This is a genomic window from Paenibacillus sp. yr247, assembly GCF_900103825.1.
Classification (GTDB): Bacteria; Bacillota; Bacilli; order Paenibacillales; family NBRC-103111; genus Paenibacillus_E.
Map to the genome: position 1 here is coordinate 63031 of NZ_FNIF01000005.1, position 15196 is coordinate 78226.

15 protein-coding genes are annotated in these 15196 nt (G+C 43.9%); 3 read left to right on the plus strand and 12 right to left on the minus strand.

The window, feature by feature from the left end; translation table 11 throughout:
* Window positions 1-128: 128 nt before the first annotated feature.
* The 5 genes from BLT91_RS12705 to BLT91_RS12725 all read right to left on the minus strand — a co-directional run bounded on the left by BLT91_RS12705 (window position 129) and on the right by BLT91_RS12725 (window position 4170).
* Window positions 129-1139: a metal-dependent hydrolase gene (locus BLT91_RS12705; protein ID WP_368086797.1), complete on the minus strand. Its 1011-nt coding sequence runs from the start codon at window positions 1137-1139 to the stop codon at window positions 129-131.
* Window positions 1140-1158: 19 nt separating this feature from the next.
* Window positions 1159-2142 (minus strand): lysophospholipid acyltransferase family protein, encoded by a 984-nt coding sequence (locus BLT91_RS12710; protein ID WP_090821373.1) that lies wholly within the window; start codon window positions 2140-2142, stop codon window positions 1159-1161.
* A gap of 20 nt (window positions 2143-2162) precedes the next feature.
* Window positions 2163-2933 (minus strand): GNAT family N-acetyltransferase, encoded by a 771-nt coding sequence (locus BLT91_RS12715; RefSeq protein WP_090821375.1) that lies wholly within the window; start codon window positions 2931-2933, stop codon window positions 2163-2165.
* A 156-nt stretch (window positions 2934-3089) separates the two neighbouring features.
* On the minus strand, window positions 3090-3779 hold the full coding sequence (locus BLT91_RS12720) for an LrgB family protein (protein ID WP_090821378.1): 690 nt from the start codon (window positions 3777-3779) through the stop codon (window positions 3090-3092).
* Window positions 3769-4170 carry a CidA/LrgA family protein gene (locus BLT91_RS12725; protein ID WP_254776919.1) on the minus strand — a complete coding sequence of 134 codons (402 nt, stop codon included), beginning with the start codon at window positions 4168-4170 and terminating at the stop codon, window positions 3769-3771. Before BLT91_RS12725 ends, BLT91_RS12720 begins: the two co-directional genes overlap by 11 nt.
* 223 nt (window positions 4171-4393) lie before the next feature.
* Here BLT91_RS12725 and tlp point away from each other — a divergent pair, with 223 nt between their 5' ends.
* Window positions 4394-4609 carry a small acid-soluble spore protein Tlp gene (gene tlp / locus BLT91_RS12730; protein WP_090821380.1) on the plus strand — a complete coding sequence of 72 codons (216 nt, stop codon included), beginning with the start codon at window positions 4394-4396 and terminating at the stop codon, window positions 4607-4609.
* A 44-nt stretch (window positions 4610-4653) separates the two neighbouring features.
* Here the strand turns inward: tlp and rnz are convergent, their stop codons facing one another.
* Both rnz and metH read right to left on the minus strand, forming a co-directional pair.
* Complete coding sequence (gene rnz, locus BLT91_RS12735; protein WP_090821382.1) at window positions 4654-5583, minus strand: ribonuclease Z; 930 nt, start codon at window positions 5581-5583, stop codon at window positions 4654-4656.
* Window positions 5584-5689: 106 nt separating this feature from the next.
* Window positions 5690-9127 (minus strand): methionine synthase, encoded by a 3438-nt coding sequence (gene metH, locus BLT91_RS12740; RefSeq protein ID WP_090821384.1) that lies wholly within the window; start codon window positions 9125-9127, stop codon window positions 5690-5692.
* Window positions 9128-9343: 216 nt separating this feature from the next.
* On the opposite strand from metH, the gene BLT91_RS12745 reads away from it, so the two are divergent.
* Window positions 9344-9886, plus strand: a complete 543-nt coding sequence (locus BLT91_RS12745) for a 1,2-dihydroxy-3-keto-5-methylthiopentene dioxygenase (RefSeq protein ID WP_090821386.1) — start codon at window positions 9344-9346, stop codon at window positions 9884-9886.
* A gap of 78 nt (window positions 9887-9964) precedes the next feature.
* On the opposite strand, the gene BLT91_RS12750 is transcribed toward BLT91_RS12745, so the two are convergent.
* The 3 genes from BLT91_RS12750 to BLT91_RS12760 all read right to left on the minus strand — a co-directional run bounded on the left by BLT91_RS12750 (window position 9965) and on the right by BLT91_RS12760 (window position 11523).
* A complete protein-coding gene (locus BLT91_RS12750) occupies window positions 9965-10756 on the minus strand; it encodes an HAD family hydrolase (protein ID WP_090821389.1) in 792 nt (263 codons plus the stop codon).
* A 43-nt stretch (window positions 10757-10799) separates the two neighbouring features.
* Window positions 10800-10982 carry a DUF896 domain-containing protein gene (locus BLT91_RS12755; protein ID WP_090821391.1) on the minus strand — a complete coding sequence of 61 codons (183 nt, stop codon included), beginning with the start codon at window positions 10980-10982 and terminating at the stop codon, window positions 10800-10802.
* 139 nt (window positions 10983-11121) lie between these two features.
* A complete protein-coding gene (locus BLT91_RS12760) occupies window positions 11122-11523 on the minus strand; it encodes a LysM peptidoglycan-binding domain-containing protein (RefSeq protein WP_090821393.1) in 402 nt (133 codons plus the stop codon).
* 148 nt (window positions 11524-11671) lie between these two features.
* Between BLT91_RS12760 and lexA the strand changes: the two genes are divergently transcribed.
* Window positions 11672-12289 carry a transcriptional repressor LexA gene (lexA, locus tag BLT91_RS12765; RefSeq protein ID WP_090821395.1) on the plus strand — a complete coding sequence of 206 codons (618 nt, stop codon included), beginning with the start codon at window positions 11672-11674 and terminating at the stop codon, window positions 12287-12289.
* A 196-nt stretch (window positions 12290-12485) separates the two neighbouring features.
* On the opposite strand, the gene BLT91_RS12770 is transcribed toward lexA, so the two are convergent.
* A complete protein-coding gene (locus BLT91_RS12770) occupies window positions 12486-13724 on the minus strand; it encodes an aminopeptidase (RefSeq protein WP_090821397.1) in 1239 nt (412 codons plus the stop codon).
* A gap of 107 nt (window positions 13725-13831) precedes the next feature.
* Window positions 13832-15172: a type I glutamate--ammonia ligase gene (gene glnA / locus BLT91_RS12775; protein ID WP_090821400.1), complete on the minus strand. Its 1341-nt coding sequence runs from the start codon at window positions 15170-15172 to the stop codon at window positions 13832-13834.
* Window positions 15173-15196: the final 24 nt, after the last annotated feature.

Below are 15196 nucleotides of genomic sequence, written 5' to 3' on the forward strand. Positions count from 1 at the left end.
TCAGCAAATCATTAAGGGCACAAAATGGATAATCTTTTTTATTTAAACATACCGGGAATTCTTTGGTCAATGTAAGTTTCATTCGACAAAAGAAAACCTCACTCCCGCAAGAGCAAGGCTTCCATTATTCATACATATGGCGGGTCCCACGCCTTTTTATCCCAACCGAGCGTGGCGCTCACAACGTTCATGTCGCGATCAAGAAAAACGTTAACGCCGAACGGCAGCTTGCGTTTGTGCCAAAAGCGCACATCCCGCCATTGCACTTCATAACCGTCGTTATTCTCTTTCCAGCACACGTGGATACGCTGTGCGAAGTGCAGGAAGGCACGAACACCATCTGTAGCCAAGGTAGCCTGCACGATAGGGTGCGAGTGGTCTTGATTGTAATCGATTTTACTGTACTCTACTTGGATCAGAACGCGGCCATTGAGGACTTCTCCTAAATAGAAGTGCTTATCTCCCTCAAGTACGAATTGCCAACGAAACCAACTGAGGCTAGGGATGAGATGGCAGATCCCATCTGCGAGGTTCAACTCACTTTTTACGAGCTCTATGAATCGATTGCGCTGCGAGGCTCTGATGGAAATGTAGAAAAAGGATGCGGCATAAATAAGAGCGAACATCTCTCCGATATGACTGCCTCCATTTCCTTCCCAAACGAATATCCATATTAAGATGCCTAGCGTATGAAGGCCAAACAAGAAAGGTTCATAGAGACAGAGGGTGTCGAGATGGAACCATTTCGGGGAAAATGGACGAAAGCACTGGACGCCATACACGTTAAACAGATCTAGAAAAACGTGAAACACAACAGCTGCAAATGTCCATAAATATAAGCTAATCAGATGCTCCCAAACGCCAAACATAGCAGCAAGAGGCAAGCTGAGAAGGATGGGCCAAATGAACAAAGCCGGCAATGAATGTGTAATCCCCCGATGAACACGCACATAGTTAGCATAACCTTTTAAACGTGCTAGGGTATCAAAATCAGGGGCATGCGAACCAATCAGTGTGCCTGCAAGTATGGCATGGGCTAGGGTAGGTTCCTGTACGACGGCCGGTTCCAAACAAGCTAATCCCGCTAGGGTAACACCGAATAATAAGTGGCTTCCAGTATCCATGTGTCGATCACTCATCCTTTTGTCTTGGTGTACATTATCCTGCTTCCGATGAGGTCATATCTAAACTCCCGATCAAACCGTTACTTGTTTGAACGGCAGTAACCGATTGGACTTTCTCCCAACGTTCCTGAGCATTAAACCAATAAAACCAAGACGATGGCTGATTTCGGATAACCTTCTCGATAAAACCATTCAGCAATAGGTTTGCCTTGGAACGCTCTGAATGTCCAGATCGGTCAAATTGTTCATGCAGATAAACAGGAGTGCCAAATTCCAGCCGATGATTAAATCCTCGGACGCGATATCCGTAGAAGGGCACAATAGGCACATGATGCTCGAGTGCCAACATTGCCGCCCCTTCAGGTGTACGCGTAAGTCTGCCAAACAACCTGGACAATGGAAATGTCGGTCTCCAGAAGTCACCGAGGATGAACACGACTCCGCCGCCAAGTACATGCTTTTTCAAAGTACGATATAGTTCTAGGGGGGGGACATTGTCATAATCCAAGCCTTTACATCCCAGAGCTGCGAACTTCATATAGAGTGGTTTAAGCTCAGGGCTCCCCGCTGAAGCAACTGTTAAACAATCGAATTTCTTAGTCAAATACCAATAATAGTAGAAAAAGTTGCCCACGTGAGGAGAATAAACAATGAATCCCTTCCCATTCGCACGGCTCTGTGCTTCTTGCAGATGTTCCTCACCATGTACATGAAAATAATTAGCATGAAGCTTTTTCAAACGATTGGATTGGAAGAGAATTTCATAAAGCGTGAACACTGCATTTTGAACATAATGCTTTGAGAAAGACCTCAATGAACTCTTAGGCATCTCACCTAGCAGGTCTACCATATTTTGTTCCACAAGCCTCAGAAACCCTTTACGTAATGCCCCGTATAGAACAAACGCTAATATATAACAGGCAGCTGCCATCATCCAAATGGGGAAGACACTGAAGACTCTCTCAATTCGATCAAGTCTATGTTCATTTGATGTTAGCTTCGCAATCCATTCATACAAGATAAGTCCTCCTTACCTACTTAAGTTGTTAGAAAATGGCGCTTATAACGACGCGTAACCCGATCTTTTTGCAAAATAATGAAAAAATCCACGGTTCCGAACAACTCATCGTAAGCCGGATCTCCGCCAATCTCAGCGCCGAGCCATTGATAACCTTTCATCAAAGGCGGCAGCTTGCGAAACAGGTTTTTATCGTTGCAATCGATGTCTAATTGAGCTAGGCCAGGAATTCGATGTGTCAAAAGAGGCTCAATACCGAACCGGTCTGTCAGCACCTGCTTCTGACGCAGCATCGTGTAGATTAAATTCAATTCTTCCAAATTGTCCATATGAATACTCGCACAACCAATCAAATGCGTATAATTTCGCTCGCTAATATAACCGGCAATTCCTTCCCATAGGAGTTGAATTGCTTTACCTCCGCGGTACTCAGCTGCAATACAGCTGCGGCCAAGCTCAAGTGTTTGATTTTTTAAATCTGCATAAGTCGTTAGATTAAATTCAGTTTCAGAATAAAATCCAATCCCGTTCAAAGCACGATCTCCAGGCAGCAATCGGTACGTTCCAATTACCTGATCGGTTTCGATATCTTTCACAATGAGATGATCACAGTACGCATCGTAGGCATCTTTTTCAAGCCCTTCCTCATTCAGCATCCGCATGTTTTTCTCTTCCTCAACAAAAACCTGATACCTAAGCCGCATGGCCTGCTCAATCTCATGTGCGCTGCTTGCAAGCATAACAGACAGCTTGGCATGCTGGGGTGCCGTATTCAGAAGTGTTCCGTTCATCTTCCTCACGCCTTTCAACTGGAGTCTCACAACTTAAGCTTAGCAAAGGTTTATTAAGTGTTCGTTTTCTTGTTGTTAAGCTTTTGTAATTTTTACAGAATCACAAAAAAAGAGCAAAACTCTTTGAGCGAGTTCTGCTCCAAAACAAGCACATCACTATTTTAACCACATGTAAATGGGAATAAATAAGATCGAAGTCATAATCCCACAAATGGCCATTGATAATCCGGCAAATCCGCCCTGTCGTTCAGAATCTTTGAGAACTTTAGCCGTTCCGATGCCATGAGCTGCTGTTCCAAGAGCAATTCCGATGGAGATATCATCTCTAATGCGAAGCCAACTCAAAATGCGAGTACCAAACATACTGCCAAACAGCCCAGTTATTGTGGTTAAAACCGCCGTCAGTTCGGGGATTCCACCTAGTCGTACAGCTATTTCGATAGATATGGGGGAACTTACCGATTTCGGCAGCATACTCAGAATAATCGATTGACTTCCGCCTAGAAGCCCTACAATGGCAGCACTCGCTCCAATGCCTGTAATTGAACCTGCTAAAACACTCAGCAAAACACGCGCCAAATTTGTACGAATTAATACTCTGTATTTGAAAAGAGGTACGCCTAACGCCACGGTAGCAGGTCCCAATAAAAGCGTCAGTACATCTGCCCCTCGTTTAAAGTCCTCAAAAGGAATACGAAAACACACCAATATAAGGATAATGAACCCCGTACATACAAAAAGCGGATGCATAAACCGCCATCGTTGGTATAACAAATTGGCAAACGCATAGCTGATCACACTTAGTGAAAGTCCGAATAATGGGTGCTGAAGTATACTATTTGTCATTTGTATTTCCCTCCTGACTCAGCTTAGACGAAACCCATCCAGTTACAATAAGAACAGCCACAGTTGCACCAATAATACCGCCACAAATGGCAACCCAATTGGCTCCAATGACCGGAATAAACAAAAGAATACCTACCGTATAAGGGATAAAAAAGAGCATCATGTGCCTAGTCAGTACGGAAGCCGCTTCTTCCACCCAACTAAGCTTTATAAGCTTAGCGAACAATGCCGCGGTAAATAGAATGAGCCCGATCACGTTGCCCGGTAACGGCAGGTGCAGGCTCATTTGAATCACAAAACCTATGAAATTAAAACCTAATAATATAGCAAAACCAAGCATAACTTCTCCATTCCAGCTCCAAGCAGCCCTATCCAGAGTCTTTGCAAGCATTTCTTATTTCTCTTAACATAACATAAAAAATCGAGGACATAAAGATAGAAAGCAGCACTTCTGCCCATGTTATTCCCATACCTTCACCTCGGTTTTCGCGGTTTTTTGGATAGTGTATGAGGGAGACCAGAGAAAATGACTGCTTTCCTAATGAATATTTTTTTTGTGTTGTGGAATCGTATAACAGGATGACAAAATTCTTAAAAAGGAGAGAAACACAATTATGGCAAAGCCAGACAATCGCGAAGATAATCCAGCACGCCTGCAGAACGCTATCGATCACACGATTGCCAACCTACATGAAGCTGAAGATTATTTAGACGAACATGCAGATGAAATAACTTCCGAGGAGAAACAAAGCATCGAATCCAAAAACGAGCGTCGCAAAGAAAGCATTAAAGGCTTCATTGAGGAGAAAAAAGACGAATCTAACAGATAAACACAAAGAAGCCTCTTCCATCATTGGAAGAGGCTTCTCACTTCTCACCCTTTGCGAGGGACTTCGAAGCTCCAGAAATCTTTAGCAATGTAGCTGTTGCCATGTAGTTTCTGAGCCTCTAGCAGAAGCTCCATAACGGCATCTCCTTGATATCGCGAGCTAATATGCGTCATAATCAGTGCGTTCGCTCCTGCTTCCTGAGCAGTCCTTGCCGCATCGTTAGAGGTCGCATGATCAAACGCATACGCAAGCTCCTGCTTGTCCATGGCGAACGTAGCCTCGTGAACTAGAACATCGGCTCCGCGAGCCAAGTGTTGAGCTCCGTGGCAATAGCGCGTATCACCTAAAATAACGACGATGCGTCCGGGAATCGGAGCACCAAGATAATCAGCCCCATGAAGCATACGCCCATCCTCCAACTGGACAGACTGGCCTGACTTCAGCTTACCATAGATGGGACCAGCAGGAATGCCAAGCTCTAAAAGTTTATCTTGCATAAGCTTGCCAGGCTGATCCTTCTCTATCACTCGATAACCGAAACATTCGATGCGATGCTCTAGACGAGCCGTCTCAACTTGGAAGCTATCGTCTTCGAAAATCAGACCATCTTCCTCGATTTCCACGATCTTCAGCGTATAGCTCAAATGCGCACCACTCACATCAAGCGCTGTTTCAACAAAACGCTTAAGACCTTGAGGTCCATATAATGTAAGCGGTGTATCACCACCTAAATAAGCACGACTCGTTAATAGTCCAGGCAGACCATACAAATGATCCCCGTGCAGATGTGTGATGAAAAGCATCTCTGTTCGTCCCAATTTCACCGGAGAATTCAGAATCTGCTGTTGCGTCCCTTCTCCACAGTCGAACAACCAGTAGGTTCCCCGTTCATCCAGCAAATTCAAGGCAATTGAGGTGACATTTCGTTGTTTGGAAGGCATGCCTGCCCCCGTTCCCAGAAAATAGATATCCACGATCTAAACTCCAATCTCTCTGAAAATCACAATGTTAAAATGTAAAGCGAGGACGCTTCCGAACAAGATTATTCGCGAAAGCTGCCTCGCTTTATTCATAAACTTCTTAACCTACGTTAAAGTAACGCGCTTCCTTATGAGCGAACACAATGGCCGAAACCGACGCTTCTGGCTCCATCATAAACGACTCCGTTAGCTCAACGCCAATATCCTCGGGCTTCAGTAAGTTGAACAGTTTCGCTTGGTCGTCCAGATTAGGACATGCCGGATAACCGAAAGAGAAACGTTGCCCGGTATATTTAGCCCCAAACCTCTCCTGCATCGTCATATCCACGCGATCAGCTATGCCCCATACATCTCGCATGATATGATGCATACGTTCAGCGAATCCTTCAGCCAACTCTAATGCAGTCGCCTGAAGAGCATGAGATTTCAAATAATCCCCTTTATCCCGCCATTCTTTGGCCAAATCGTTAATATCATGCCCGGCTGTAACAAGCAGGAAGCCCACATAATCCATTTGCCCGCTCTCAACTGACTTCAGGTAGTCAGATAAACAGAGATAAGGCTCTTTATCCTGACGCGGGAAGGTAAAGGTTTCAAGCACTTTGCTGTGATCCTGCGGGTCATATACGATAACATCGTTACCGCTAGACTGTGCTGGGAAGAAGCGGTACATCCCGTGAGCTTTGATAATCCCATCTTTCTGTGCAGCATATAGGATAGAATCAACCGTATCTTTGAGCTGTAAGGCTTTCGAATCTTTATCGCCCAGCAGTTGTTCCACTTTACCTTTCAAACCGAGATGATGTCCTAGCAGCATTTGCATGTTAACATAAGGCATTAGATGGCTGATTGGGTAATCTCTCATGATATGACGCTCCGTATCCTGCGGCACTTGCACAGGCAGGTCCTTGGAAACGGCAGACGAACTCACGCGCGTGAGCTGCGGCGATTTTTCTTCCTTCTTGCCAGTATCCATCACATCGGATTCCAGACTCTCTCTCAGCTCCTGAATGAGTCGTTTACGCTGCTCAGGATCACTTAGTCGGTTGGCAATATCCAAACCGTCCATCGCATCCTTTGCATACAGAACAACCCCCTCATATTCAGGCTGAATACGGGTTTTAGTGAATTTACGAGTAAGCGCAGCGCCACCAACCATAATCGGTACCTCCACACCAGCCGTGCGTAAATCCTGAGCTGTTATCACCATTTGCTGTGCAGATTTAACGAGCAATCCAGATAAACCAATGGCATCCGGCTTCTCTCTCCGATAAGCTTCAATAATTTGCTCCGGCGGTACTTTAATCCCGAGGTTTACAATCTTATAGCCATTGTTCGAAAGGATAATTTCGACTAGATTTTTCCCAATATCGTGGACATCACCTTTGACCGTTGCCAAGATGATTTTCCCTTTAACCGCTGTCTCGGATTTCTCCATGAATGGTTCCAGATAATTAACGGATGCCTTCATTACCTCGGCGCTTTGTAATACCTCCGCTACAATCAATTCATTGTTATTAAAGAGGCGTCCAACTTCCTCCATCCCCTTCATGAGCGGTCCATTAATAACTTCAAGCGGCGAATACGTTTTTAAAGCAATCTCTAAATCAGGAATTAGACCTTCCTTCGTCCCTTCAACCACATAAGAGCCAAGTCTTTCTTCCAAAGAGAGATTGGAAATCTTCTCTTTCTTCTCGACATTCTTCTCACGGAAATGAGCAACGAATTTCGCCAGTGTCTCATCATTCGTATTGTAAATAAGATCCTCGGCTAACTGACGCTCAGTATCGGGAATTGAAGCATAACGCTCCAGCTTCTCTGTATTTACAATGGCATAATCAAGGCCGGCCTTCGTACAATGATAAAGATATACCGAGTTCAGCACTTCTCGTCCGGCATCCGGTAATCCGAAAGAGATATTACTTAAGCCTAGAATCGTTTTGGCAGCTGGAAACTTTTCTTTTATCAATTTAATACCCTCAATCGTCTCAACTGCTGAGCCAATATACTGCGGGTCCCCTGAACCTACAGGGAACATATTAGGATCGAAAATAATATCCTCTGGATTCATGCCATACTTCTTAGTCAAAAGCTCGTAGGACCGCGTTGCCACTTCGATCTTCGCATCGCGCGAAACGGCTTGACCACGTTCATCAATGAGAATACAAACAACGGCTGCCCCATAACGATGGATTAAGGGTAAAATCCCTTCAAACTTCGCTTCACCATCCTCCAAGTTAATGGAGTTAATGATCGCTTTACCTTGTGAATACTTGAGACCAAGCTCAATGATATGGTCATAAGTCGAGTCTATCATTAAAGGAACCTTTACTTTTTTCACAACCTGCTGCATGAACTCTTCGACAGCATAAGCCTCATCAATATCCGTATCCTGCAGATTAATGTCGATGACGTGAGCGCCGTTCTTAACTTGATTACGGGCAATCTCAGAGCCTTCTTCAAACTTTCCTTCTTTTATCAGGCGTTTGAATTTGCGTGAACCGGAAATATTAGTCCGCTCCCCGACCATAATGGGACGGTTTTCAGGCTCAATATAAACCGTTTCAATGCCTGATACAGCAGGTGGATGGGAGCCATATTTCGTTCGCGGCTTATATTGTCCGAGTGTTTCGGCCAATGCACGAATATGATCCGGTGTTGTACCACAGCAGCCACCCGCAATATTCAGCCAGCCCTGTTCCGCAAATCCGGCCATTTTCTTCGCCAAAGATTCTGGAGACTCATGATAATGACCGTTCTCATCAGGTAAACCGGCGTTCGGATAACAACTAATTGCAGTTTCTGCAATTTCCGACAATGAACGAATATGATCCCTCATGAATTCAGGTCCTGTTGCACAATTCAAACCCATGGAAATGGGCTTCAAATGTTCAAGTGAAATATAGAAAGATTCAATATTTTGCCCAGCTAACGTTGTCCCCATTGGTTCAATTGTTCCCGAGATCATAATTGGAAGCTCAATGCCCAATGTTTCATAGGCTCTGCGTATTCCAATACTCCCTGCTTTCACATTGAGTGTATCCTGGGAAGTTTCTAAGAGAAGTGCATCAACGCCTGCTTCGACAAGGGCTAGCGCCTGCTGATAATAGCTTTCCTCTAGCTGAGCGAAAGTAACCCCACCCGTTACAGACAACGTTTTAGTCGTTGGGCCCATGGCACCTATGACATAACGAGGCCATTCCGTTGTGGAATATTTATTCGCCGCCTCGATAGCTAGCTTAGCTGCAGCAAGATTTAGCTCGCGATGACGGTCTTGCAAATTATATTCTGCTAATACGACACTCGTAGTCCCGAACGTGTTTGTTTCTATCATATCAGCGCCCGCGGCGAAGTAAGCTTCATGAATTTTACGGATAACATCAGGACGTGTAACACAGAGAATCTCATTACATCCGTCTAGATCATCACCTCCGAAATCATCAGCCGTTAAGTTCTCTTGCTGAATCATTGTACCCATGGCACCATCGAGGATCATTATCTTTTTCTTAAGCTGCTCTTGAATCGGTAGTTTGGTCATTGCATGACTCCCTTTCAACTTAACCTAAAGCTATAGAAATTAAAAAAACGACAAATTATGTTAAGATTTAGTGTAACAGAATCCCGCTTCTATGAAAAGAATTTGAATTATCATATTTACCTATAGGTTTTATCGGAAATTCTTATGCTGCTCCATCGACAGTTACCTTCATTTCCACTATAATACAAGTATATTTATCAGAGAGAGGGATGTAATGTGGCACAAATAAGAATTCGCAATACAAATGAACGCATTGAGGGCGAAGAACAGGTCAAAGCCTTCTTGGATAGTCAAAATGTTGTTTATGAACACTGGGATCCAAACAAGCTTCCTGTAGCGCTACGTGAGAAATTCATTCTTAACGATGAAGAAAAAGCTCAAATCATTAGCACTTATGAAGAAGAAATCCGCGATTTAGCAGCTCGACGTGGTTATGAAATATGGGATGTTATCGCACTTTCCGATTCAACGCCTAACATCGAAGAACTGCTTAAGAAATTCGAACAGGTTCATACCCATACAGAAGATGAAATTCGCGGTATCGTGTCCGGTAAAGGGATTTTCATTATCAAATCCGAAAGCGAAATTGGGTACTTTGATGTTGAGCTTGAACCAGGGGATGTGATTTCTGTACCTGAAAACACAAACCATTTCTTTACACTAATGGACAATCGTGAAATCGTTGCTGTCCGTCTCTTCATCGAAAAAGATGGCTGGGTAGCTTACAACATTGATGATCCAGAATTTATTAAAGCCTAATTCTTACATTTTATAAAAAAGCCCAACGGCGCTGGACTTATCGTCCTAAACAGCCGTTGGGCTTTTCGTTATTCTACATTACCCATTCATAACAATCGGTAAAATATCTTGAAGACGAGAAACCTCATATACAGGAACAATCTCATCTCCGCTTTGAAGTCCATGATGATTAATCCAAATGTTACGCATGCCTATGCTTCCAGAACCGAGGATATCGGTTGTCAATTTATCACCGATCATAATACCTTCCTCTGCTTGTATCCCTAGCAGTCCCAAAGCATGGTTGAAAATAGAAATCGCTGGTTTACCTTCACCAAATTCACCAGAAATCACAATATGATTAAAGTACGATGCAATATTCGGAACACCCGCTAACTTTTCCTTCTGTAGATCTGGCGAGCCATTCGTTAACAGCAGCAGCTGATAATTACCTTTCAAAGCGTCCAATACTCGGAACGTTTCCTCATACACGAAAGGACGGCTGCGGCGTTCTGCCGGAAATAGTTCGCCAAGCTTATAACCAAGCTCACGATCCTCTATACCAAGTGCTTGAAGCCCTCTTGTCCATGACTCAGTGCGATATCCAGGCGCCAGCTTTTCAAGCTTACGGAAGTTCTCATTCTCACCTTGGGTGAAATTAGCCCATAAGCCTTCGAATGGATTGATTCCAATCATTTTCGTAAACGGAAAGGTTTCAAAGGATTCATACAAATCGCGAGCTTCCTTACGAACAGAAGCCTCTAATTCCTCAGGATTCACAGCTACATGCTTTGCTGCTTCGGCACATGTTGCAACGAATGCTTCCTTCACACTAAGGTCATCCCACAATAGTGTATCATCCAAATCAAAAAGTACGGCTTTCAGCGTCATCATTCATTTCCCCTTTGAATGTTGTTTCTATGTGAAAAAGCAATTACTCTTCGTCTGTAAACTTGATGGAGTCAAGTTGAACTTTAAGATTGCCTCGGAAAGCTTCAATATACTTCTTTCTTAATTCGTTACGTTCATCGATTTCTTCATCTGTTAAACCAACTGTTTTAGCTTTACGAGCAAGCTCGTTAATTCGCTCGATGTTTTGTTCCATGTTGTCACTCATACTGATCCTCCCAGTCAAAAATTCAATATGAATATTACTTTGCCATCCCTAAAAGGGATTGTCAAGGTAACGGCAAAAAGAGGCATAGGACCGTGTCCTCACCTCATCAATTACAGTCTATTCGAGAAAACATCCTAATTTAAGGAAGCGATAAAACCTGACCTTCTTTTAAGGAACTGGTGTTTAAATGATTGATTGACTTTATTTTATCCACGTAAGAACGAATGTTCTCGTCACTCTTTTTGTGCGAAGAAGCAATGTTCCAAAGCGTGTCTCCACGTTGAATGATGACTTGATCTTGTACGACAACCTTTGAAATATGATTTGCGGATGTGATGGTAACCGGCGTTGCTGCAGCCCCATCCCCTGCATAGGCTTGAACCATTGCACCAAAAGAAAATACAGTACCGAGAATAACTGCTAATAGGACGAAGCGAACAATCGCTTTTGTATACCCAAAAGTAGGTGTCATCCCTTTGGATGCGCTAGCAGATCTATGAGGTTTGCGTGAATTGTTAGTGTGTGAATAAGCTATATACATGAGTAATCATCCCCCAAACATTTGTTCTGATATCAGAATAACACGAACACATGTTTGAGTCAACACTTTTTCTCGAACTTATGTTTGTACGAACTCGGGTTCTATGTTATACTTTGGGTAATGATTCCCAGTATTGGAGTGATAACTATTGAGTAAGATTTCACAGCGTCAACAAGCTATATTGGAATTTATTAAGAATGAAGTGAAAGATAAGGGATACCCACCTTCCGTTAGAGAAATCGGCGAAGCTGTTGGACTAGCTTCTAGTTCTACAGTACACGGGCATTTGGAACGTCTTGAGAAAAAAGGTTTAATTCGTCGAGATCCTACAAAGCCTCGTGCAATTGAAATTCTTGGCCTTGATGGGGCTGAAACTCATTTTGCAATTTCTGTAGCACGCGTGCCGCTCGTTGGTAAAGTCACAGCGGGGGTACCAATTACTGCAACAGAGAACATTGAAGACTATTTCCCTCTTCCTGTCAGCATGGTAGGAGATAACAATGTGTTCATGCTTAGTGTTATGGGAGATAGTATGATCGAAGCCGGCATTCATAATGGCGATTATGTTATCGTGAAGCAGCAACAAACCGCTAATAACGGGGACATTGTTGTGGCTATGACGGAAGACGATGAAGCAACGGTGAAACGCTTTTATAAGGAACGGGATCATTTCCGTCTTCAACCGGAGAACTCAGCTCTGCAGCCTATCCTCTTGAAGCACGTTACGATTCTTGGCCGTGTCATTGGTTTGTTCCGGGATATGTAACAACCCCCTAAGCCCTTTTCCAACTTACAATACCAATAAGAAAAGAACCGAGAGGACAACAGTCCCTCGGTTCTTTTCGTTAGGCAACAACAAAGCCTGTATACACACCCAAGCCGACATACTAGGAAATCAAGCAAATAACACAGCCTTACGCTCTTAGAACATCTTTCTTTTTGAAAATCTGACCGAAAGTCAATTAAAATGCAAGTGCCCAATTTCCTGCACGGAATATAGGTTCAACCGAACCGTCTTCAACCACGCCATCGATCTCAAGGTCAGCCGTACCTATCATGAAATCCACATGAATCAAACTGGTGTTCCCACCTCGAGCTTTCAACTCTTCTCTCGATAAGGATGCCCCATCCTTCATATTGATTGGATAACAGCTGCCCAAAGCAAGGTGACAGGATGCATTCTCATCGATGCCTGTGTTGTAAAATATACGATCAAGATTGGAGATCGGCGAATCATAAGGCACGAGAGCAACTTCACCCAAATAACGCGCACCCTCGTCCATGTCCAATAACCTTGCCAGATGCTCATAGCCTACTTCGGCCTGATATTCCACGACTTTCCCATCCTCGAACCTAAAAGAAAACCGATCCACAAGTGCCCCGTTTACATTTAAAGGCTTCGTACTCGACACGGTTCCGTTAACGCCTGTTCGCTTGGGCATTGTGAAGACTTCCTCAGTTGGCATGTTCGCAACGAAACGGATACCACTTGCGTTTTCTGTATCACCGCCCAGCCAAATATGACCTTCTGGCAATTCAACTCGTAAATCTGTTCCAGCTGCCCGATATTGAAGCGCCTTATACTGCTTCTCGTTTAGCACCTTACGAACGCGCTTCAATTGCTCAATATGAGCTCGCCACGCCGCAACTGGATCATCTTCATAAACGCGATTAATCCGGAAAATGTCCTCCCACATCGCATCTACTCGCTGTTCCTTAGGCAGATCTGCATATACTTTTGAAGCCCAAGCAACTGTAGGCGCTTTAATTAAGCACCAGCTGAATGCACTCGTCCTGACATATTGTTGGTACTTTGCTCTCGCAGTAGCCATTGCTTTGGATGCCCTAGAAATCAGACTTGCATCAATTCCAGCGTACAGATCAGGATCCGGCACTTTGATATTCAGCAAAGCCCCACCATTTTCAACAAAACGCTCCAGCATATCTGTATACCACTTCGGATAATAATCAAGAGCTTCATCATGAGCATTTTCAAATCGACTACGAGTAATCACATCATCCTGCCAGTGCACCTGAACATAATTCGCCCCAGCCTCATAAGCTTTCTTAACAATAAGCCTAGTTAACTCAAGGGATTCTATCGGTGACTCTATCATCAGATCTTGACCTTTACCTAGATTTACCCCTACTTTGACTACAAGCTCCGCGTACTTTTCCAAATGAATTTGAAAGTTGTCCATATCTTTACGATCTCCTTCGCATTAAAAAGCCCCTCAGCTCAGAATATCTCCTGATGACTGACGGGCTATTCTTATCTAGTTGTTTAATCTCAAAGCGCCAATAGAGATTAGTAAAGTGACAAATACTGATCTCTTTCCCATTGGTGAACTTGCGTGCGGTACATATCCCACTCGATTTCTTTGAGCTCATAAAAGTGAGCTAGTGCGTGCTCGCCAAGTGTATCGCAGATCACATCATCGCGAAGCAGCTCGTCCAGTGCTTGTTTCAAGTTCAATGGCAAAGTTGGAATGCCTTGGCTTTCTCTTTCCTCTTCCGTCATCACATAGATATTACGATCAGTTGGAGGAGGAAGCTGCATTTTGTTCTTAATGCCGTCAATACCGGCAGCAAGCATAACCGCAAGAGCCAAGTATGGATTGGCAGCCGGATCAGGGTTACGAACTTCAACGCGTGTGCTTAAACCGCGGGAAGCTGGAATACGGATCATCGGACTACGGTTACTAGCAGACCATGCTACGTAAACTGGTGCTTCATAACCAGGTACGAGACGTTTATAAGAGTTAACAGTAGGGTTCGTAATCGCAGCAAATGAACGTGCATGACGAAGTACACCTGCCATATAATGTCTAGCAACATTACTTAAACCTAACTTATCGTTCTCGTCATAAAAGGCATTCACCTCGCCCTTGAATAACGATTGGTGACAGTGCATACCTGAACCGTTCATACCAAACAGAGGTTTAGGCATAAAGGTCGCATGCAGACCATGCTGACGGGCAACTGTTTTGACAACGAGCTTGAAGGTTTGAATTTGGTCAGCCGCCTTAATCGCATCTGCGTATTTAAAGTCGATTTCATGCTGACCTGGCGCCACTTCGTGGTGGGAAGCTTCAATTTCAAAACCCATCTCTTCGAGTGTTAACACGATATCGCGACGGCAGTTTTCGCCCAGATCCATCGGAGCCAAATCAAAATATCCGCCTTGGTCATTCAATTCGGTAGTCGGATTGCCTTTGTCATCGGTCTTGAACAAGAAAAACTCTGGTTCTGGACCAACATTCATGGCTGTAAAGCCTAACTCTTCGGCTTGTTTCAAGGCATTTTTCAAGATCGCACGCGGATCTCCCGGGAATGCTCTGCCATCTGGCAAATAAATATCACAGATTAAGCGAGCCACTTTGCTCTCCGTAACCCATGGAAAAATAACCCACGTATTCAAATCAGGATACAAATACATATCCGACTCTTCAATACGCACATAACCCTCAATGGATGATCCATCGAACATCATCTTATTGTCCAACGCTTTTTCTAATTGGCTGTAAGGAATTTCTACGTTCTTAATACTTCCCATCAAGTCAGTAAACTGCAAACGAATGAAGCGAACATTTTCTTCTTTGGCAATGAGTAAAATATCTTCTTTGGTATAGTTATTGGCGTAGCCCACGTGTGCATTCTCCTCTCAATTTAC